General features: G+C 70.2%; 18 protein-coding genes and 2 tRNA genes. 10 read left to right on the forward strand and 10 right to left on the reverse strand.

Going from position 1 to position 20070, the window contains the following annotated elements; genetic code table 11:
* Positions 1-13: 13 nt before the first annotated feature.
* Together ACFYNX_RS29815 and ACFYNX_RS29820 are read right to left on the reverse strand one after the other, a co-directional pair.
* Positions 14-97: transfer RNA gene (locus tag ACFYNX_RS29815), tRNA-Gln, on the reverse strand.
* Positions 98-107: 10 nt separating this feature from the next.
* Positions 108-191, reverse strand: a tRNA-Gln gene (locus ACFYNX_RS29820).
* A 175-nt stretch (positions 192-366) separates the two neighbouring features.
* On the opposite strand from ACFYNX_RS29820, the gene ACFYNX_RS29825 reads away from it, so the two are divergent.
* Together ACFYNX_RS29825 and ACFYNX_RS29830 are read left to right on the forward strand one after the other, a co-directional pair.
* Complete coding sequence (locus ACFYNX_RS29825; RefSeq protein ID WP_388665760.1) at positions 367-1371, forward strand: bifunctional lysylphosphatidylglycerol flippase/synthetase MprF; 1005 nt, start codon at positions 367-369, stop codon at positions 1369-1371.
* Positions 1372-1417: 46 nt separating this feature from the next.
* Positions 1418-1591, forward strand: coding sequence for a hypothetical protein (locus ACFYNX_RS29830; RefSeq protein WP_365541899.1), 174 nt, complete (start codon positions 1418-1420; stop codon positions 1589-1591).
* 206 nt (positions 1592-1797) lie between these two features.
* On the opposite strand, the gene ACFYNX_RS29835 is transcribed toward ACFYNX_RS29830, so the two are convergent.
* Positions 1798-2664 carry an AfsR/SARP family transcriptional regulator gene (locus ACFYNX_RS29835; protein WP_365549994.1) on the reverse strand — a complete coding sequence of 289 codons (867 nt, stop codon included), beginning with the start codon at positions 2662-2664 and terminating at the stop codon, positions 1798-1800.
* Between the two features lie 498 nt (positions 2665-3162).
* On the opposite strand from ACFYNX_RS29835, the gene ACFYNX_RS29840 reads away from it, so the two are divergent.
* Entirely contained in the window at positions 3163-4620 is a 1458-nt protein-coding gene (locus tag ACFYNX_RS29840) for a sensor histidine kinase (protein ID WP_388665763.1), read from the forward strand.
* Positions 4621-4654: 34 nt separating this feature from the next.
* Here ACFYNX_RS29840 and ACFYNX_RS29845 read toward each other — a convergent pair whose 3' ends face one another.
* Together ACFYNX_RS29845 and ACFYNX_RS29850 are read right to left on the reverse strand one after the other, a co-directional pair.
* The gene (locus ACFYNX_RS29845) at positions 4655-5263 is read right to left on the reverse strand and encodes a DNA-binding response regulator (RefSeq protein ID WP_388665765.1); all 609 of its coding nucleotides are present in this window, start codon (positions 5261-5263) and stop codon (positions 4655-4657) included.
* A 133-nt stretch (positions 5264-5396) separates the two neighbouring features.
* A complete protein-coding gene (locus ACFYNX_RS29850) occupies positions 5397-7133 on the reverse strand; it encodes a fatty acyl-AMP ligase (protein WP_388665767.1) in 1737 nt (578 codons plus the stop codon).
* A gap of 587 nt (positions 7134-7720) precedes the next feature.
* On the opposite strand from ACFYNX_RS29850, the gene ACFYNX_RS29855 reads away from it, so the two are divergent.
* Positions 7721-9847, forward strand: coding sequence for an ATP-dependent endonuclease (locus ACFYNX_RS29855; protein WP_388665769.1), 2127 nt, complete (start codon positions 7721-7723; stop codon positions 9845-9847).
* Positions 9834-11309: a UvrD-helicase domain-containing protein gene (locus tag ACFYNX_RS29860; protein WP_388665771.1), complete on the forward strand. Its 1476-nt coding sequence runs from the start codon at positions 9834-9836 to the stop codon at positions 11307-11309. Before ACFYNX_RS29855 ends, ACFYNX_RS29860 begins: the two co-directional genes overlap by 14 nt.
* Before the next feature lie 29 nt (positions 11310-11338).
* On the opposite strand, the gene ACFYNX_RS29865 is transcribed toward ACFYNX_RS29860, so the two are convergent.
* From ACFYNX_RS29865 to ACFYNX_RS29875, 3 genes are all read right to left on the reverse strand, one after another.
* Positions 11339-12298, reverse strand: coding sequence for a tyrosine-type recombinase/integrase (locus ACFYNX_RS29865; RefSeq protein WP_388665773.1), 960 nt, complete (start codon positions 12296-12298; stop codon positions 11339-11341).
* A gap of 189 nt (positions 12299-12487) precedes the next feature.
* Positions 12488-12694, reverse strand: a complete 207-nt coding sequence (locus tag ACFYNX_RS29870) for a helix-turn-helix domain-containing protein (protein WP_388665775.1) — start codon at positions 12692-12694, stop codon at positions 12488-12490.
* Positions 12695-12796: 102 nt separating this feature from the next.
* A complete protein-coding gene (locus tag ACFYNX_RS29875) occupies positions 12797-13510 on the reverse strand; it encodes a helix-turn-helix domain-containing protein (protein ID WP_388665777.1) in 714 nt (237 codons plus the stop codon).
* Positions 13511-13563: 53 nt separating this feature from the next.
* On the opposite strand from ACFYNX_RS29875, the gene ACFYNX_RS29880 reads away from it, so the two are divergent.
* From ACFYNX_RS29880 to ACFYNX_RS29900, 5 genes are all read left to right on the forward strand, one after another.
* Positions 13564-14451, forward strand: coding sequence for a hypothetical protein (locus ACFYNX_RS29880; protein WP_388665864.1), 888 nt, complete (start codon positions 13564-13566; stop codon positions 14449-14451).
* On the forward strand, positions 14448-15149 hold the full coding sequence (locus tag ACFYNX_RS29885; protein ID WP_388665866.1) for an ATP-binding protein: 702 nt from the start codon (positions 14448-14450) through the stop codon (positions 15147-15149). The genes ACFYNX_RS29880 and ACFYNX_RS29885 overlap by 4 nt, the downstream gene beginning before the upstream one ends.
* A 108-nt stretch (positions 15150-15257) precedes the next feature.
* On the forward strand, positions 15258-16070 hold the full coding sequence (locus ACFYNX_RS29890; protein WP_388665779.1) for a DUF2637 domain-containing protein: 813 nt from the start codon (positions 15258-15260) through the stop codon (positions 16068-16070).
* A 240-nt stretch (positions 16071-16310) separates the two neighbouring features.
* Positions 16311-16757: a plasmid mobilization relaxosome protein MobC gene (gene mobC / locus ACFYNX_RS29895; protein WP_388665781.1), complete on the forward strand. Its 447-nt coding sequence runs from the start codon at positions 16311-16313 to the stop codon at positions 16755-16757.
* Positions 16758-18431 carry a relaxase/mobilization nuclease domain-containing protein gene (locus tag ACFYNX_RS29900; protein WP_388665783.1) on the forward strand — a complete coding sequence of 558 codons (1674 nt, stop codon included), beginning with the start codon at positions 16758-16760 and terminating at the stop codon, positions 18429-18431.
* A gap of 110 nt (positions 18432-18541) precedes the next feature.
* Here the strand turns inward: ACFYNX_RS29900 and ACFYNX_RS29905 are convergent, their stop codons facing one another.
* Entirely contained in the window at positions 18542-19078 is a 537-nt protein-coding gene (locus ACFYNX_RS29905) for a flavoprotein (protein WP_365684422.1), read from the reverse strand.
* Positions 19075-20043: an FAD-dependent oxidoreductase gene (locus tag ACFYNX_RS29910; protein WP_388665785.1), complete on the reverse strand. Its 969-nt coding sequence runs from the start codon at positions 20041-20043 to the stop codon at positions 19075-19077. Before ACFYNX_RS29910 ends, ACFYNX_RS29905 begins: the two co-directional genes overlap by 4 nt.
* Positions 20044-20070 lie beyond the last annotated feature (27 nt).

The following is a 20070-nucleotide window of genomic DNA, read 5'->3' on the forward strand; positions in this document are numbered from 1 at the left end:
ACCAAGAACTACGCGGAGAGGGCAGGATTCGAACCTGCGCGGGCCCAAGGACCCGACCGTCAGACGGTCCCCGATAAACCACTCCGGGCACCTCTCCAAGAACTACGCGGAGAGGGCAGGATTCGAACCTGCGCGGGCCCGAAGACCCGACCGTCAGACGGTCCCCGATAAACCACTCCGGGCACCTCTCCCTGTGTTCGTTCCGGTTTCCCGTCCCGCTCACAGGAATGACTGTGCCAGGCCCCGCTGACGGCACGCTGACGCTTCCCTGACGCCATTCCGAGGACCCGGATCCGCTCCACCGCCGCTCTATTCGGCGATGCTCTACTTCCCCGGGACAAGCCGCGTCACCTGGAAAGGACCACCGTGTCGACGACAAGCGCAACGCGCCTGGACGATCGTGTCCTGCGGGCCATCCGGACACACACCCGGGCCGACAATCCGAGCTCGTTCCTGGCGCTCAACACCGGGAACGACCTCTTCACACTCCCCGGGGTCGACGGTGTGGCCGTCTTCCGCCGGACCGGGCGGCACCTGGTGCAGTTCGGGGGCCCGTTCGCCGCCCCCGATGCCTACGGCGAGCTGCTCGCCGGCCTCCGGGCGCAGGCCCGCGAGGAGGAGCGGGAGCTGGTGGCCGTGCAGCTCCAGCGGGCCGACGCCGAGCTGTACCGGGAGGCCGGCTTCACGGTCAACCAGATCGGCGCCTCCTGGGCGGTGCACCTGCCCGAGTTCACCCTGCGGGGGACCCGCTTCATGCAGTTGCGCAACAAGATCTCGCGCGCCCTGCGCAGCGGCCTGGTCGTCAAGGAGGTGCCCGCGTCCGAGTGCGAGGAGGCACTGGCCACGATCGACCGCGCCTGGCTGGGGTCGAAGGGCGAGCACGCACGCCCCCTGGAGTTCCTGGTGGGCCAGGTGGGCGGCCCCGCGCAGGAACTGCGCCGGCTCTTCGTCGGCAGCATCGACGGCGAACCGGTGAGCTACATCTCGTACTCACCCGTCTACGGCAGTCGGAGCGGCTGGATGCACGACCTCAGCCGCCGGGTCCCGGGCGGCTCGCCCGGACTGATGGAGGCCATCAACGCCGCGGCGGTCGAGACCTTCGCCGCCGAGGGGGTGGAGTGGCTGCACTTCGGCTTCACCCCGTTCACCGGCCTGGCCGAGGAGAACGAACTCCCGGGACACAGCCCGTCGTTCCAGTGGCTCATGCACTTCCTGTGGGCCGAGGGCGCCGCCCTGTACCCGGCCCGGACCCAGTTGGACTACAAGGAGAAGTGGGCCCCGCACGCGACGCTGCCCGAGTACGTGGCCTTCGACGGACCCGCGTCCCTCGCCGGCTTCGCCCACATCTTCCGTGCCTGCAACGCGTTCTGACGCTCCACCGGCGAGCCCGCCGGGGAGGACGACCGAGGAGGACCACATGACGATCGCCGCCCGGGACCCCCGTTCCACCGACGAACTCAGGAAGGCACTGGTGGAGTCGCTGATGGCGATGATCGGCGCTCCCGACGACGTGCCCACGGCCGAGACGGCCGCCGTCACCCTGCGCACCCTCGACGCGCGGCTGGCCGACGAGGCGGCGGCACCCCGCTGACCGCGGGCGGTCGAGACCGGTACGGACGACGAGGCGCCGGCCCCGGGGAACTCCTCCCGGGGCCGGCGCCTCGTCGGGCGGGGCCCGCCCGGGGGGGGCCCCCCCCGCGGCCCGGGGGGGGGCCCCCCCGGCCCCCCCCCCGGGGCCCCCCCCCCGGGGCCCCCCCCCCGGGGCCCGCCGCCTCGTCGTCCGTACCGGCGACCGGCTCAGACCGCCGAGCGCAGGGTCCGCCCGGCCTGCGGCGGCACGCCGGGGAGGAGAGCGGGCGACACGTCCGGGGTCACGTCGGCCGCGACCATCGACTCGTAGAGGCGCCGGACGGGGGCGCTCGGCTGGATGCCGAGTTCCAGGTCCAGCGTGCGCCGCAGCCGCTGGTAGGTCTGGAGTGCCTGCCAGACCCGGCCCGAGGCGTACTGCGCCGCCATGTACTGCGCGTGCAGCCCTTCGTGCAGGGGGTGCTGCGCCGAGAGCGCGGCCAGTTCGCCGAGCACCCTGCTGTGCCGCCCCAGCCGCAGGTCGGCGGCGATGCGGCTCTCCAGAGCGGCCGTCCGCGCCTCCTCCAGCCGCAGCACCTCGATCTCCAGCACCAGGCCGGTCCGGACGTCGACCAGAGCCGGGCCCCGCCACAGGGCGAGCGCCTGTCCCAGCAGGGTGGAGGCGGCGGCGAAGTCCCCGGCGGCGAAGGCCGCCTGACCGATCTCGTGGAGCCGTTCGAACTCCTGGGTGTCGACCGCGCCGGGGTCGATGTCCAGTTGGTAACCGCCGTGGCGGGTGACGAGCACCGCCTTCGCGCGCAGGTGGGGGTCGGCCGCGCCGACGGGCGGGTGGTCGTGCGGCGCGGCCAGCGCCCGCTCCAGGAGCCGGCGCAACTTCAGGATGTACGTCTGGAGCGTGGTCGGCGCGCTGCGCGGCGGCCGGTCCCCCCAGACCTCCTCCATCAGCGTCGCCGCGGTGACGACGCCGCCCGCGCGCAGGGCGAGCAGGGCGAGGATCTGCCGCGGTTTGGCGGCGCTGGGGACGATGGACCCGTGCTGTTCCTGTGCGACGAACGGACCGAGGAGCTCGATCTGCACCGTTGATCCGCCTCCCTCCGTTGACTGGTCACGCCTGGCGGATTGCCCGGCCCTGGTGGACCGCGGCCCCCTGGGGGGCGCGGCACCGGACACAGCACGTCCAGCCTGGGAGGCGTCGCCGTTTCACGCCAGTGAGGGCGTCGTCACTCGGGCGGGAGAATCCCCTCCGGAGGACATGAGGAAAACACGTCCGGTCCGTGACGGACTCCCTTTCCGGTCCGTCGCCCCGGGCGAGGGGGACCCCGTCGCTCACGGTCCGTAGCAGGCCGAAAACAGCCCGTCGAAAAGAAGACCTTTCTCCGGTGCACAGGGGCGTACGTATGCTGTCCGCGCTCATCTGTTCGCATTGTGACGGGGGTTGCGATGAACGGTAAGAAAAGGACCACGAGCGATGACCCGCATACGGGCAGGGCCGATTCCGGACCCGCCGGAAGAGTGCCGTCACCCCGCTCGGCTTCCTGCCTCCTGTACGCGGTACTGGCCGGATCCCTCGCCCGGGTGGCGGTCGGAATCTGGACGCCCGGAGCCCGTCCGCTCCAACTGACGCTGTACGTCACGTGCTTCGCCCTCCTCTGTACGCTGCAGGTCCTGCACGTACGGCCCCGGACGGGCGGCGGCGAGCGGCTGTTCCGGAGCGTCACCCTCTCCACCCAGGTCCTGCTCACCTACGCGCCGCTCCCCTGGCTGGGAAACTCCTGGGAGACGGCCGGCGACCTGCTCGGCGCCTCGGTCCTCCTGCTGCTGCCCCCACGGCTGAAATGGCACGTCTTCTCGGCGGTGCTGATGGGCGATCTGCTGATCGTGGGAGCCCGGCACGGCGGTCCCCTCCCGGCGGTCTCCACCGCCTCCGCGGCGCTCGTCACCGGCCTCGCGCTCTACGCCGCCGGCCGGGTGGCCCGGCTGACGTCCGAACTGCGCCGGGCACGGGTGCGGCTGGACGGCGCGGTGGCCCAGGAGCGCCGGCGGTTCGCCCGGGACCTGCACGACCTGCTCGGCCACAGCCTCTCCGCGATCACCCTCAGGACCGAGGTGGCGCTGCGGCACGTCCCGCCCCGGCACGAGAGGATCCACGAGGAACTGACGTCGATCCTCGCGACCTCCCGCAACGCCCTCGCCGACGTGCGGCGCACGGCGTGCGGTTACCAGTCGCTGCCGTTCGCCCTCGCCCTGGAGACGTGCGTGGAGACGCTCCGGTCCGCCTCGCTCGAGGTGGACGTACGCGCCTCGACGGCCCTGCCGGAGGGCCGGACCGGCACCGTCCTCTCCATCGTGCTGCGCGAGGCGGTGACCAACATGCTCCAGCACAGCGAGGTGCGGCACTGCGCGATCGACCTGGAACGGGTGGACCGGCGCGTACGACTGCGGGTCGTCAACGACGGCGTGGGTCCGGCCCCTGCCCTCCGGCCGGCGGACGCCCCGGACCGCCCCGCCCTCCCGGAGGCGGACGCCCCGGGTGGCTACGGCCTGACGAACCTGGAGGCCCGGCTGTCCGCCGTCGGCGGCGTCCTCACCGCCGTCCGCCGGGCCGGGGGCCGCTTCGAGGTGACGGCCGAGGTCCCGGACGCCTCCGACGACCGCCCGACCCGTGCCGACGACACCGACGGCACCGACGGAGACCGGACCGGCTGCGGTCGGCCCCCGTCCGGCCTGCCGGAGGACGACCGGACCGTCCGCAACGGTCACGTCCCGGGCGGAGCACCTCAGGCCGGCCCCGCCCGGGGCGGAGGGGAGCCCGCGCCGGACGACCGGGCCGGTGACCACCGCGCCGGGGACGGGCGGCGGGGACCGCGGCGGCCCGGGGGGTACGAAGGACGGTGGCGGCGGCCGGAGCAGGAGGTGCGGCGGGGCGAGCCCGGGCGGGCGCCGCGCGGTGCCGCGGCACCGTGCGACCGGCCGGGCGGCCGGGAGGACCCGGGCTGGGTCCCGGCGTTCCGGACCTCGCCGACCGAGCGGTGACGGGCGCGACGGCGGGGGCCGCGGCGCGGACGGCTCAGAGGAGCCAGCCCGCCTCCTGCGCGATGCGGATGGCGTCGACGCGGTTGCGGGCGTTGAGTTTGCTGACGATCGTCGTCAGGTAGTTGCGGACGGTCCCGGCCGAGAGGGACAGGGCCCGGGCGATCTCGCTCACCTGTGCTCCCTGCGCCGCGAGTTGCAGCACTTCCGTCTCACGGGACGTCAGCGGGCTCTGCGTGTGGTCCCAGGCGGAGAGCACCAGCTCGGGGTCGACGACCCGCTCTCCCGCCGCCACCTTCCTTATGGCGCCGGCGAGTTGCTCCGGCGGAGCGTCCTTCAGCAGGAATCCGGACACCCTCATGAGCAGAGCCCGCTTGAGCATGCCGGGCCTGCCGAGGCTGGTGAGCATGAGCGTGCCGCACGACGGCAGGAGCTGGTGGAGCATGCCGGCGGCGGTCAGGCCGTCCGTGCCGGGCAGGTTGACGTCGAGGACGGCGATGTCGGGCCGGTGTTCCAGGGCCGCGGGAACCACCTGGTCACCGTTCTCGACCTCGGCCACCACCGTGATGTCCGGTTCCAGTCGCAGCAGGGCGACGAGCGCCCCGCGCACCATGTGCATGTCCTCGGCGAGCAGCACGCGGATCATGCGTTCCCTTCGGCCGGATGCCGAGCCCCCGGTGATCCCCGGCACCGGTCAATCGTATCTTCTCGGCCAACCACCTTGAAAGGAAGTTCCGTTGGCGAGCGGGTCCGCCGGCCTGGTGGAGAGACCCGGAGGGTCAGCCGGGCGCGTTGAGCGGCAGCAGCCGCCCGCACCGGAGCAGTCGGCGCATGACGTGCCGCTGGATCTTGCCGCTGGAGGTCCGGCGCACCGTGCCCGGCCGGACCAGCACCACGCGCACGGCGGCCACGTCGAACTCCCGTGTCACGCAGGCGCGCACCTCCCGCTCCAGCTCGGCCGGGTCCGGCCCGTGGGGGCGTCCGGTCCGCACCTCCTGCACCACGACCAGCTCGTCCCCGTCCGGTTCGGCGGTGAACACCGCGCAGGCGCCGTACACCTCCCCGAGCTGCTGCACGCGGTGCTCGACGTCCTGGGGGTACACGTTCCGCCCGGCCAGCACCATCATGTCCTTGATCCGACCGGTGACGTACAGCTCCCCGTCGTGCAGCGCGCCGAGGTCGCCGGTGCGCAGGAAGCCGGTCTCGCCGTCGGCGGTGGCCGCGCCGAAGGTCTCCCGGGTCTCCAGCGGTCGCTTCCAGTAGCCGTCGGCGACGCTCCGGCCGCGGATCCAGATCTCCCCGACCTCGTCCTCGGGCAGCACCCGCAGGGTGCGGGGGTCCACGATCCGCAGGTCGTTGTGGGGCACCACGGGGGTGCCGCTGCCGACCAGGGCGCGGGCCGGCCGGCCGGGGGCGGCCGGGGCCAGCCGTCCGAGCTCCAGCAGGCCGAGGTCGACGGGGAAGGGCCTGGGCGGCCCGTCCGCACCGGCCCGGCGCCCGGCCGTGAGCAGGGTGCTCTCGGCCAGGCCGTACGCGGGGACGAAGGCACTCGGCCGGAAGCCGGCGGGCCCGAACCGCTCGGCGAAGGCCTCCATGGTCTCGGCCCGGACGGGCTCCGAACCGTTGACGGCGACCTGCCAGCCCGAGAGGTCGAGCCGGGCGAGCTCCTCCTCGGTGACCTTGCGGGTGCACAGCTCGTACGCGATGTCGGGACCGCCGCTGACGGTCACTCCGTACTCGCCGATCGCCCGGAGCCACCGGCCGGGGCTGTGGGTGAAGTCGGCGGTGGACATGAGCACTCCGGTGGTGCCGAGCCACAGCGGGTGGAGCAGTTGCCCGGACAGCCCCATGTCGTGGTGGAAGGGCAGCCAGCCGCCGACGCGCGCGTGGGGTCCGGTGCCGAGGAGCGCCACCAGTTCCTCCTGGTTGGCGAGGAGGTTGCGGTGGGTGAGGCGGGCGCCGCGCGGTTCCCGCGTCGAGCCCGAGGTGTACTGGAGCACCGCGACCGCGTCCGGGTCCGCCGGGAGCGGCCGCAGGTCCGTCGCGGAGGGCAGCGCGGCGGTGTCGTCGAGCGCCAGACAGGGGATGTCGGCGCGGCCCACCGCCGCGACCAGACGGGAGACGTCGACGGCCCGCTTCCGATCGGTGAGGAGCAGGGAGACCTGCGCGTCCTGCACGATGCTGAGGACCCGCTCGTCGGCGCTGCGTCGGCCTTCGGGAACGGGGCAGGGGGTGGGGACGGCACCGGCGTAGAGGCAGCCGAAGAGCGAGACGATGAACAGCTCGGGCCGCTGCTGGAGGACGAGCACCCGCTCGCCGCCGAGCCGGCGGTCGAGCAGCCGGCCGGCCAGCCGCCGGGCGGCCCGGTCCAGCCCGCCGTACGTGATCCGCCGGACCCGCGTCCGTTCCCCGCCGCCCTCCCGGGGCACCCAGTCGAGCAGGGAGTACGCCACCCCGTCCGGCTCCCGCTCGGCCCGCTGGATCATGAGGTCGGGCAGGGTGCGTACGGTGTTCACTTGTCCATCCCCCGTGGTGCGGCCGCCGTGCGTGTGACCGCCCACCTTGCCGGTCCCCGCTCGACCCCGGCTTGAACGGGGAACGGCTCCGCCCCGACCGCCCCTCACGTCGAAGGCGCCTCCACTCGATCGACCGCCCCCCTTGCCGGTGACGCGCCTCCTGACCTGGCGCCGAAAGCGTCTCCTCCCACCGGAGAAGCTCCGCTCCCCCACCGACCACACGCACGGAACCGCGGTTCGGAGCCCTTACTTCACCGGCTCCAGGATCGCCACGCACTCCACGTGGTGCGTCATAGGGAAGAGGTCGCAAGGCCTGAGAACCGGAGAAAGAGCAGGTCAGAGGCGCTTCTTCCGCCTCATCTATCGACGACGAGGAGGCCACAGCGTCAAACGAGCGTCACTGGCGGATGAAACCCTCCCTTGGGAAAGCCCCGAGTGCCCTGCACCAGGAACTGGTCGGGTTGGTACGCGACTGCGGCCCCGCGACCAAGCAGTGAGCCGCCACACAGTGACGGCTGGGAGGTGAGGGATGTCGGTGGTAGCAGGGATGATGGAGATGGTTGTGTCGTCGCGGCCAGGGGGGTCCGATGTATCTGAGTCGTCTGAAGGTCTCTGGACTGAGAGCGAGCGCCGAGGGGGAAATTGAGTGTCATCTGCCAGGACGCTTCAGCGTTCTGATCGGGGCCAACGGCGTCGGAAAGACCACCATCACCGATTCCTTGTACATGGCGCACACCAGCCGCTTTCCCTTGTTGCCCAGGCCGAGCTCAGCCGTGCTCGGCACAGGTGATGCTCAGGGCGTCGAGGTGCAGTACACCCTGGAGCACGCGGGCACCGAGGGCCCGCTAGGACAGCAGATCCGTGACTTGTACCACCGCTCCGCTGGCAGCGTCGCACAGCAGTGGTTCAGCGGATTCCAGCGCAACCTGGGAACAGTCCGTGCTCAAATCGACCGTAACCGAATAGTCCAGCCGGGCCTGGGTACAGACGCTTTCAAGTTCATCTACCTGCCGGCCTGGCGCCATCCGTTGGATGAGTTGGCCCGTCGCGAGACTCGGATCCTCATCGAGCTGCTGCGTGCTCAACAGGAACGCGTAGACGGCACCCGCAACCTGGTGCCGCTGCGGGTGAAGGCCTCCCAGTTTCTAGAGAACCTCGCCAAGGACGGACTCATTGAAGCCGTCGAGGAACGCATCAGCAACCACCTAACGTCCCTCACCGCGGGCGTTCAGCAGCAGTGGCCATACGTGCGGGGGCAAGTTATCGACGACACCTACCTCGCACGGGTGTTGGAGCTGATGCTCGCTGTCATCGAAGGCCGCGCCTCGGCCCGCCCGCTGGAAGTCTCAGGCCTAGGCTACGTCAACCTGCTTCACATGGCCGTCACGCTGGCCGCGATCCCCGACTCCACCGCGCGCGCTGCGGCAAGAGAAGCATCCTTGACCGACATCGCACCTGGTGAGCTGGCGCCTGCGGACGAAGAAGAAGCGGCGCGGGAGCGCAGCACACAGGCTGCGGCGGAAGCCGAATCCGACGCAGACTCCTTCTTCTCGCGAGCCCCGTTCCACGCCACCGTGGTCATCGAGGAACCGGAAGCCCACCTCCACCCGCAGTTGCAGCACGCCTTGGTGCGCTACCTGCGTAGAACAGTGCGCGATCGTCCGGAACTGCAGGTAGTCCTCTCCAGTCATGCCACCGACATCATCACATCCTGCGACCCCGAAGACCTTGTCGTGCTCCGCCGCGCACCGGACGGACGACGCGTATGTCGCCCGATCGCCAAGATCCAGATGAAGGACCGCAGGAATACACTGCGCATGGCCCGCTTGCACATGGACGCGAGCCGCTCGGCCGCTCTGTTTGGCGAACGGCTCGTAGTAGTCGAAGGCGTCACAGAGGCAGCCATCCTCCGCGACTTCGGCAGGGCCTGGGCTGGTTCGGACGAAGCGAAGAGGGCCTTCATTGAAGCCCTCAGCATCATGTACGTCGGGACCAAGGTAGGGCCATGGACCTCCCGTTTTCTGGCGACGAAAGGGGAGGAAATCTGCACCCGGCTAGCCGTGCTGCGCGACAGCGACAAGCCCTTCGAAGAACAACCGCTCCAGCCCGACTGGCTGGTGGACCACGATCCGTCTGTAGTCCAGGCCTTCATCAGTCACCCGACTCTTGAGCCGTCCATCACCGAAGGCAACGAGGGGCTCATCGTGGCCGCGTTGACGGAGATCGGTGCAAGTTCCGTCACACAGATCACTCCACAGACGGTGCACGACCTGTTCAAGAGCCGTCGAAAGGGAAAGGACGGCGCTCCCGACGTACCAGCAGGACCGCATGCGAAGAAGAAGGCGGCCTTCGCCGATGCGCTGACGTTTCTCCTGGCCGAGGCTGTCGAAAACGGCGAACCGGTCCATGTTCCAGACCATCTCAGCCGCCTGTTCGACTTTCTGTTTCCACACTCTCCAGAGCTCCAGGACACAGACGAGCCCGAGGAAGCAGACGCAGAGGATGGAGGGAATCCGCCCTCTCAGCCACCCTTCTCTGCCTCTTCCAATGCCACCCCCAGCAGTCCTACCGAGCTGACGGCACCCGTCCCCGCCGGATTTTGGCCATCGAGTCCAGCTACACCTGCCGACACCGGCCCGAGCGCAGGGGGCACCTCGGCCCTCGAAGCGTTGGGAGTGGACCTGGGGGGTGAGACGGACCGTGACCGGCGCTGACGTCACCCGCAGCCTGAGCACTGAACAGCAGGTCGCAGCCGGAACTCCCCACCGTCGCCTCTACATCGAGGCGGCCCCGGGCTCTGGCAAGACCACCGTGGCCGCCCAGCGTTTCGGAGTGCATCGTTTCCTCGGCAAAGATCCACGCGCAGTCATAGCCGTCAGCTTCACCCGTTCTGCCACCTCCGAACTTCGCGAGCGAGTGCTCAGCCGTTGGGGCCCGAGCGCCCTCTCTTTTCCGCACCGCGTCGTCACTCTCGACACCATCGTGTGCGACCTGCTCACTCACCTTCTGCATACCGGGCACGTCCGGTGGCCCGCTGGGCATCGGCACCTCACGGTCATCGACCACTGGGGGGTGCTGCTACCCACGCGCTGGACGGACTGGAATCCCATCGTGGTCCTGGACGCAGGCGAGGTCGTTACAAAGGCCGTAAAGCAGACGAAGAAAGCGAGCAGACCCAAAAACGCAGACGTTCGCAACGCCTTGGCCGACGGGTACTGCACGCATGAGGCCATACGCCACCTTCTCGAATCCGCCTTGGCCACCCCCAGCGTCCGCGGCATAGTGCTCGATCGCCTCGCAGAAACTTCCCGGGCCCTAATCGTCGACGAGGTCTTCGACGCCAACGCCCTCGACCTGTTCCTAGTACGCCTTGTCGCCGATGCAGGCCTTGAGGTCACACTCGTCGGCGATCCTTGGCAAGCCCTCTACGGCTTCCGAGGCGCCCGACCTGAGCAAGTGCCCGTTCTGGTCAAAGAAGCCGACTTCATCCAGCGCAACCTCAACACCTCCTTCCGCTGGAAGAGCGAACAGCAAACTCAGTTGGCTGACCGGCTACGAGCAGGACAGGGTGTAACCCTTCCCCGAGAGCAGTCTGACGACCTGAACGTCCTCCTTGCCCTGCAGTGGAAACCCCTGTGGGAGGCCGGCCCCCATATCCTGCCGCTCGCCTTTGGGTCGGCTGCAGCCAACATCCACGAAGCAGCCTGCACCCTGCTACTCAGCGAAATCACCCAGCGGATGTTCGGGGAGAACGCAGCCTTCCATAACGATGCCCTCACCACACTGCGCATTGACCACGAGGCCGCGCAGCGCCTCCGCTCCCCGCTCCAATCCATCGTCAACGACCTCGCGGGCTCAACGGACATAGCCGAAGTCTGGTCTTCCCTCAACACTGTCATTGCCAGCGAGACCGATCGACCTCTGCCAAGAAGGCGAGCTCCCGTCCACACCGACCGACTGGAGAAAATGAGAGCTCGCCTGCAAACCTCTGCAGTTCAAATCGTCCCAGGCCTCACGGCGCATCAGGCCAAGGGCCGGGAGTGGGACACCGTCGGCGTATTTCTCACGGACCCGGAGCGAGAGACACTGAGGCACGGCCTCACGCCCGACAACGAAGAACACCGCAAGCTCTACGTAGCCCTGACCCGGGCCAAGCGGAAGACCTTCGTCAGCTAGAAACCTATCCCGCCCAGGACTTCGCCCAGTTACGCAGCAATGGTCAACGGAACATCCAGGCGTTCCCACGCCCCGAGTACGGCTTTGTGGGCGTCCGGCTGCAGGTGGGCGTAGCGCTGGGTGGTCTGGAAGCTCTCGTGGCCGAGGAGGTGCTGGACCTCGTAGAGCGAGACTCCCTTCTGGACGAGCCACGAGGCGCAGGTGTGGCGCATGGAGTGCGGCGGATAGTGCGGGACAGGGAGCTGCTCCCCGTCGGTGTCGAAGTAGTGGGCGTTCTCGATGGCCGGCCACCAGGTCTGGCGGCGCCAGTTGCCGTCGTCGAGCCGACGACCGGCGCGGCCCTTGGTGACGGTGGTGAAGACCAGGGCGTCACGGTCGAGCGGGTAGATGTGTCGTTCGAGGGCGTCCAGGACGTGCGGCGGGAGCGGAACCTCCCGGCGGCTCCTCGAACTCTTGGGGTACTCCTTGATGCCGCTCTTGGAGTTGACCTCCACCACGAACAGGCGGGAACGGCGCTGGTCGATCCGATGGCGGTGCAGGCCGGCGAGTTCGCCCCAGCGCAGGCCCGTGTAGAAGCCAAGCAGGCACATGGTGCGCCATGGGGCCGGGAGCTCGTCGACGATGCTCTGCGCCTGATCGAGGGTGAACCATTGCGGAGGCCTGATCGCGATCTGCGGCAGGTCGATGTTCCGGCAGGGGCTGACCGCGATGACATCGTCGTCGACGGCCGCACGCATGATGGACGACAGCAGGTTGTACGCCCTCTTGATCGCCGAGGCACCGACCCCCTTCTCGACCAATCCGCGGATCCAGCTCTGGACGTCCATGCGGGTGATGGCCCGCATCTCCCAGTCGGCCCAGTGGGGCAGCACGTGGTTCTTGATGCTGGAGGCGTCCCCGCGCAGCGTATGGAGCTCGACGACGCGGGCCTGCCACCAGCGGGCGTGCCACTCGTGAAACGCCATCTCGCCCGCTCGGGGGTCCCTCATGCTTCCGCGGGCGAACTGGGTCTCCATATCTGTACCCCAGGCGCGGGCCTGCGCCTTGAGGGGAAACGACTCGCTGAACCGGTCTCCAGCCCGGTTGCGGACGGTTGCCTGCCATTTGCCGGACTTCAGCTTCCGGAGGTACGTGGTTCCGGTCCTTCCTGTTTCTCGTACGGACGGGCTTGGTCCTGGTCAGCGGCGGCGCACCGGCGGCGCGACCGCCCTGCTGTTGATGAAGTCGTCCAGGCTCGCGGCGGGGACGCGGACGCGAGAGCGAGCCGGTCCTGTGCGCAGGTCGACGACGGGCAGCTCGCCGGAGGCGATGAAGCGGTAGACCGTTCGGCGGTCGACGTCCAGGGCTGCGGCAACGGCAGGTATGGACAGCAGGCGCGGGGCCATAGGCGGTTCCTTTGCGGGAGAAAGAGCGACGAGAATTAAGAGATCTACCTGGGACGGGGGCAACAAGCCCAGCAGTTGCTGCGCGATCGCCGAATAGGTCATCTACGTACGGCCGGAATCTCCGAGCGGAGCAGAAGAGAAAACGAGCGGGACTACGTGTGCGCGGCAGGGAACCTGAAATCGGCGCGTAGGCGGATCAAGTAAGGCGTCCTCTGGGGATGTGGGCAGACTTCTGGCAGGGACCGGCACGACAGGCGTTCCGGGACCCCCAATGATCCGGAGAATCCCCGGTTTCGCTAACCGGGGATCGTCGGCTATATTTCGCCCACCCCGGCCTCCCCTGGGGGGCATGAGGGGGCCGGCGAGGAGGTTCTGCGGGGCGATTCCGAGGGCTGTGGCGATGGCGACGAGGTCGTCGATGTCGCAGCGGCGGACGGTGCGTTCGATGCGGGAGAGCGCGGTGAAGGTCATGGGCCGGCCGAGCGTGGTGACGCGGGCGGCGAGCTGGCGCTGGGAGTAGCCGCGGGCGGTGCGGGTGCGTTCGATGGCGTGGGCGGCAGCGTGTCCGGCGGGTCCGATGGCGAGGGGGCGTGGCGGCATGGGTGGTGTTGTAGCTTGCGCGCCGGCCGGTCCGGAAGGGTATTCCTGTCTGCCGTGAGCGATGCGAATCACGCGGCAATTTCCGGCGGCGATTTCGGTGACCGGGAATCCGGCCCTACAGTTGCGGGACTCGCCGACGCGGCATGCCGACGGGCTGTACCGAATTCCAGCGCAAAGTCTGGACTTCTGCGCACCAGGTGTGGCTGTGTTGGCCATGCACCCGGCGCCGCCGGATTCCCCTGGCCTCTCCTGAAAGGTGGTCGATCGCCATCGCCCGTATCCGCACCATCAAGCCCGAGGCGTTCTCGTCCGAGTCCCTCGCGGCGGTGTCCCTGTCCGCCGAGCGGACCTTCTTCGGGCTGCTCACCCAGGCCGACGACCAGGGCCGGTTCCGCGACCAGGCCGCCGTCGTCGCCGGCCAACTGTGGTCGCTGCGCCGCGAGCACGGCCCGGAGGCGGTCGAGGACGACCTCATCCAGCTCGACGGCGCCGGGCTGATCTGCCGGTACGAGGGCGGGGACGGCAAGCGGTACCTGCACATCGTCACCTTCGCCAAGCACCAGAAGATCAACCGACCCAGCGGCGTCCGCACTCCCCCGTGCCCGCACCACGATCTCGGGATTCCGCGCGAGCCCTCACCGCAGACGCAGGGAGCTGTTGTGGAGTCCTCCGCGAGTCGTCAGGGAGGACTCAAGGAGCCCTCCGTGAACTACGAATCCGCAGGTCAGAGCCGATTCCGTGAGCACTCATCGCATCCGCACGGAGGGCTCGCCGAGCCCTCCGTGAGCCCTCACCGTCCGGATCTAGGACCTAGGAACAGGGATCTAGGATCTACCCCGTTGGGGGGCGCAAGCGCCCCCGCGCCCGACTCGGACTCGACGAAGGACCTGATCGGCGAGTACGCCGCCGGATGCCCCCACCGCCCGCCGCAGGACGTGCTCAGCCACCTCGGCCGCGAGGTGAAGAAGCTCCTCGCCGAGGGCATCTCGCCGGACCACATCCGCGCCGGCCTCGCCCGCCACCGCGCCAAGGGCCTGCACCCGAGCACCCTGCCCAGCCTCGTCCACGAGGCCATGAACGCCGCCCCGGCCGCCGCTGCCCACCAGCCGTGGACCAACCCTGCCGACACCGCCGCTGCCTACGGAGGCGACCTCTGACCACCTCCACCCTCACCCGCGATCCGCAGCAGCCCGCCCGGATCACCGGCCGACTCGGCGACATCCTGGCCCAGCGCGGCATCGCCCCCGACGCAGCCGCCCAGGAGCCAACGCCCGAACCTGTCACCGCACTGCAACAGGCGGAAGCCCGCATCCCCGCCCGCTTCCGCCACGCCCTCGCCAACCATCCCCAGGTCACCGCCTGGGCGGACGCGATCGCCCGCGCCGGACGCCCCGGCCCCGGCGGCGCACCGGGCATCGCGGAGGGGCCCTCCCTGCGGATCGTCGGCCCGACCGGCACCGGCAAGACCCACCAGGCATACGGCGCGATCCGCACCCTGCTGGCCGCCGGGGTCCGCCTGCGCTGGGAAGCCGTCACCGCCGCTGACCTGTACGCCCGCCTGCGCCCACGCCCCGGTTTCGACAGCGAGCGTGACCTGCAGAGCCTGATGCGCTGCCCGCTGCTGCTCCTGGACGACCTCGGCGCGGCAAAGACCAGCGAGTGGACCGAGGAGCTCACCTACCGGCTGATCAACCACCGGTACGAGCACCTGCGCCCCACCCTGATCACCAGCAATCTCACCACCGACGCCCTGCGGGCGGCCCTCGGCGACCGCGTCGCCTCTCGCCTGGCCCAGATGACCGAGCGCGTCACCCTCGAAGGCGAGGACCGCCGCCGTCAGAAGCCCGTCGCCTGACCCCGACAGCGCCCATCCCGCCCCCTTGCACCACACCGGAGATTCCTGCTCTTGCCCTCCCCTGTCCCGATACGCCCCGCCTTCGAACGGCGAGGCCGTCCCCTCCTCATGGGGATCACCCTGATCGCCGCCGTCGGCTTCGTCCTCTCCTACGACGCCCTGCGGCAAATGGCCGTCGCCGCCCACATCAGTGGACCGCTGACCTACCTCTTCCCCCTCGTCATCGACGGCTTCATCGCGCTGGGCGTCACCGCCCTGCTCATCCTGCGCACCGCCCCTCTCCGCTCCCGCCTGTACGTGTGGACGCTCGTCACCCTGGCGACCGGCGCCAGCATCTGGGCCAACGCCCTGCACGCCATCCGCCTGAACGAACAGGCCCGCCTCCACCTCAACAACGCCACCGTCGGCGCCCTGTCCGCCATCGCCCCACTCGCCCTCGCCGGCGCCGTCCACCTCTACCTCGTCATCAACCGCCACCTCGCCGCCAACAAGGCGATGGCGGCCGAACCGCCAACCGCCAAGGCACCCAGTGGCGGACCGCCACCGCCCGCTGCCAAGTCCGCCGCCACCGCCATACCCGCTAAGCAGCGCCTGGTGCAGCCGACCGCCACGCCAGAGCCGAAGCCGCCCGCCGCACCGGCTTCCCCCGCCACGACCGCCACGGCGCCGCCTCCCGCCACCGCCACACCGCCGAGGAAAGCGACGCCAAAACCTGGCGGGCGCAAGGCCAGCGCCCCTGACGCGTACCTCCTGGAGCTCGCCCGCCAGATGCGCTACGAGACCGGCACCGTCCGCCGGACCGACCTGGAGCGCACCGCCCGTGCCCAGGGCTACACCGTCGACAGGGCCCGGGCCCAGAAGGCCGCCGACACCGTCCTGGAAGAAGCGGCCACCACCAAGAATCTGGCGGCCACCGCCTGACACTCCTGTCACCCCATGCCTACACGGGCGCCCCTCCAGCACTCACTCCGAAGGAACACCCTGATGCACGACAGCCACACCGAGGCCCCCACCAACCAGCCGTTGGTGGCCACCAACCCGGCCCCGGGCGGAGCAAGGTATGGCGTTGGACCGTCCAAGGGCCGGTCCCACGCGAAAGCCTCCGCCCCGGGGGTGGCGGAGGCAGGTCCCCGGCGCGAGGGCGCACCGGAGCCAGGGGGCGTGCGTGCCGCCGACGAGGCCGCGCTGCACCGAGTCGCCCGCCGCCGCGCCCGCCAGGACGTGCAGCGTCGAGAGCGTGTCGACGTCCGCTACAGCATCGACGAGAAGCAGGCGATCCTCGCCGAAGCCCGCCGCCACAACCTGGCCGGCGCGCACCTCGTCGGCGCCATCGTCATGGCCCACCTGAACGGCGACCTCGCCCTGCCCGACCAGCGCACCACCGCCGACGACCTGATCGATGAGTACGCCGCGCTGCGTACGCAGCTCGCCAGGATCGGCACGAACGCGAACCAGATCGCCCACCGGCTCAACGTCGGCGGCGAGGCACATCCTGTGGACGCCGCCGTCCTCGCCAAGGCCCGCCAGCTCGTAGCGGCGGTGCAGCAGGCGGTCTCGGCGGTCGACACCGCCGCCGACGTGACTGCCACGAACCGCCGGGCGGCCTGATTGATCGCCAACATTGTCAAGCCCGGCCACAAGACCCGGGGCGTCCTGAACTACCTCTACGGGCCCGGCCGCGCCAACGAACACACCGACCCCCACCTCGTCGCCTCATGGGACGGCTTCGCCCCCGACCCCGGCCGCGACCCCGACGCCACCCTCGCCCAGCTCGCCGACGTCCTCGACCTGCGGGTCAAGCAGGCCGGCCCGAAGGCGCCGAAGAACCACGTCTGGCACTGCTCGATCCGCGCCGCCCCCGAAGACCGCCACCTGACCGACGACGAGTGGGCCACCATCGCCCGCCGCGTCCTCAACGCCACCGGCATCGCCCCGGCCGACGACCCCGACGCCTGCCGCTGGGTCGCCGTCCGCCACGCCGACGACCACATCCACATCGTCGCCACCAAGGTCCGAGGCGACCTCCGCCCGCCGAGGAACTGGAACGACTTCCTGCGCGCCGACAAGGAACTCGTCACCATCGAGAAGAAGTACGGGCTCCGCCAGGTCCCGCGCGGAGACCGCACCGCCGCCAAGCGCCCCACCCGCGCCGAGCATGAGAAAGCCCGCCGCACCGGGAACACCCGGACCTCCCGCGAGCACCTGCGCACCATCGTCCGCACCGCCGTCTCGGCGGCCACGACCACCGAGGAGTTCTTCCACCTCGTCGAGGGAGCCGACGCCCTCATCGACGTCCAGTACTTCCCCTCCGGGGACGTCCGCGGCTACAAGGTCGCCCTCGACGGCGACACCAACGCCCAAGGCGATCCGGTGTGGTTCTCCGGCTCCACCCTCGCCGCCGACCTCTCCTACCCCAAGATCGCCGAACGCCTCACGACCGCGGAAGCACCGCCTGCCAACCAGACCGAAGCCCCGGCCTGGCGACGACTCACCATCGCCGTCGACCGGACGCCCGACTACCTCGACCATGGCGAGGACCAGGCCGGACAGGCTCACATCGCCGTCCTCGCCGAAGTCCTCGACGCACTCCCCCTGGTCGCACCTGTCAGCCTCCAAGCCCAGCTGGTGCAGGCAGCCACGGCGTTCGAGTGCGCCGGCCGCTCCCGCATTGGCGCCCACCATCAGCAGACCCAGGCCACACGACGAGCGGTGAAGGCCATCCTGCGCGTGCCCCCGCCCAGGGACGGAGCCCTCCTCGCGACCGTACTCGACGCCCTCCTCCTTGCGGTCATCGCCGCCCAGCACTGGCACCGCATCCGCAACCACACCCAGCAGGCCGAAGCCGCCCGACGATCAGCCGAGCACCTCCATGTCGCCTACAGGACCGCAGCCGCAGAGACTGTGGCCGTGATCCACCACCGGGGTCAGCGCCTCACCCGACCGATCGTGGAACGGCAGGCCGCCACGGTGCGCCGAGCGCTGCCCGAACTGGCCGAGCAAATCCTCGCCGAACCTGCCTGGCCCGCCCTCGCCGCCACCCTCAACGACGCCACGGCAGCCGGTCACGTCGACCCCGCCGCACTCCTCGCCCAAGCCGCCCGCCACCGCGAACTCGGTACCGCCACCAGCCTCACCGAAGTCCTCATCTGGCGCCTCAGGCGCCTTCCGGATCTGGCCGTCGACAGGCTGCCGCACGACAAGACAGTAGGCGGAGTTCGGCCTGGTCCCGCCACACTCACGCCCAGGGCGGCACAGTCAGACTCCCTTCCAAGGAGCCGTTGACGCAGACCCCACCGCGAGCAGCGCATCCGCATGCTCACTGGGTGAAAATCGCTCGCGTTCCGCTTCGGCGCCCACTCGCCCCGATGCTGAGAAGGTAGACCGGATCACGCTCAGTCGATCTTGCCCTCCAGCAGCTCCAACGCCTCCCCCCACCGGAAGCGGTCCGCTCCCCCGCCCGCCTTGGGCCGGTGCGGCTCGTACGACCCGACCAGCACGCCCATCTCCCGCAGCTGGTCCAGGTTCCGGCCGTAGGCCGGGTGTGTGGCCATGGCTGCGTTCACGTACGGCAAGACGACCGTCGGGATGCCGATCCCGTACGCCTCGCACAGGATTCCCAGCGCGAGGGTGTCGGCGATGCCGGCGGCCCACTTGTTGATCGTGTTGAACGTGGCCGGCGCGACGGCGATGGCGTCGGCAGGCGGGAGCGGGCGCGGGTCGCCGGGACTGAGCCAGGCCGAGCGGATCGGGTAGCCGGTCTGGGCCTCGATCGCCTCGGTGTCGAGGAAGCCGAGGCCCTGGGGTGTGGCGATGACGCCGACGCCCCAGCTCTGCTCTTGCGCGGCGGTGATCAGCTTGTGTGCGTCGCCCGCGATGCCGGCGGCGCAGACGACGACGTAGAGGAAGGGCTTCCTCGGATGGTCGTTCACTGCCCGTCTTCCCTGTCCGCGGTCAGGAGCCTTGCGGCTTCCTCGGCGCAGCCCCACGAGAGGGTGACACCGGCGCCTCCGTGCCCGTAGTTGTGCACGACCACGGTGCCGTCCTCCGTCCGCTCTGCTTCCACCCGGACCCGGGCCCGGGTCGGTCGGGCGCCGATCCGGTGTTCCAGGATGCGGGCCTGGGCGAGACGAGGTTCGACCTCGGCACAGCGGGTGAGGATGCCGACCGCCGCCTTGTCGTCGGGGCCGAGGTCGCCTTCGCCGTCGATGGCGATGCCGCCCAGGACGACGGTGTCGCCGTGAGGGTAGAAGCACAGCAGGTTGGGCGAGAGGCCGGTGTCCTCGGAGAAGAACTCGGTGAGCCCCGGGTTGGTGACGACGATGTGCTGGCCGCGGATGGGACGAACGCCAGGGTCCGGGAGCAGATCCTTGGCACCCAGGCCCGTGCAGTTGACGATCACGGCAGCAGGGCCGGCGTCCGCGAGCGAGGCCAGGCGCCGCTGCTCGACCGTTCCTCCAGCAACGTCGAGCCGGCGCAGGAGGTAGGCGAGGTAGGTGGGCATGTCGATCAGCGGCACCGTGAACCGGTAGCCGACCGAGAACCCGGCCGACAGTTCGGCCAGCTCACACGGCCGAAAGCCGGGCAGGGTGGTGGCCCAGTCCGGCGGCGCCTCGGCCGTGTGGGACGCCTCGATGCCACTGGTGAGCCGGACGCCCGTGGACGGGTCCTCCGCCAGCTGGCGGAAGATCTCCAGGGACCGGCGCCCCCACTGGTCGACCTTGTCCTTCGGCTCGACCAGGTACGGCCCCCACATCGCCCCGGCCGCCAGTGACGTGACGCCCGGCACCTGCTCGGCGATCACGTGCAGCAAGGCTCCGGCCTCGGCGAGAACGACGGCGGTGGTGAGACCCGCCACCCCAGCACCGACAACGACAACGCGCTCCCCTGCGGTCACGTCTCTGACCCTAGAGGTCACGCTCCG

The organism is Streptomyces sp. NPDC007872 (genome assembly GCF_042868165.1).
In the GTDB taxonomy this organism is placed as follows: domain Bacteria; phylum Actinomycetota; class Actinomycetes; order Streptomycetales; family Streptomycetaceae; genus Streptomyces.

What these genes read in the sequence shown, in the direction of transcription:
- ACFYNX_RS29830 (WP_365541899.1), top strand. Translation starts at nt 1,418, where the DNA reads ATGACGATCGCCGCCCGGGACCCCCGTTCCACCGACGAACTCAGGAAG.
- ACFYNX_RS29845 (WP_388665765.1), bottom strand. Translation starts at nt 5,263, where the DNA reads ATGATCCGCGTGCTGCTCGCCGAGGACATGCACATGGTGCGCGGGGCG.
- ACFYNX_RS29855 (WP_388665769.1), top strand. Translation starts at nt 7,721, where the DNA reads ATGTATCTGAGTCGTCTGAAGGTCTCTGGACTGAGAGCGAGCGCCGAG.
- ACFYNX_RS29865 (WP_388665773.1), bottom strand. Translation starts at nt 12,298, where the DNA reads ATGAGGGACCCCCGAGCGGGCGAGATGGCGTTTCACGAGTGGCACGCC.
- ACFYNX_RS29870 (WP_388665775.1), bottom strand. Translation starts at nt 12,694, where the DNA reads ATGGCCCCGCGCCTGCTGTCCATACCTGCCGTTGCCGCAGCCCTGGAC.
- ACFYNX_RS29875 (WP_388665777.1), bottom strand. Translation starts at nt 13,510, where the DNA reads ATGGCCAACACAGCCACACCTGGTGCGCAGAAGTCCAGACTTTGCGCT.
- ACFYNX_RS29890 (WP_388665779.1), top strand. Translation starts at nt 15,258, where the DNA reads ATGGGGATCACCCTGATCGCCGCCGTCGGCTTCGTCCTCTCCTACGAC.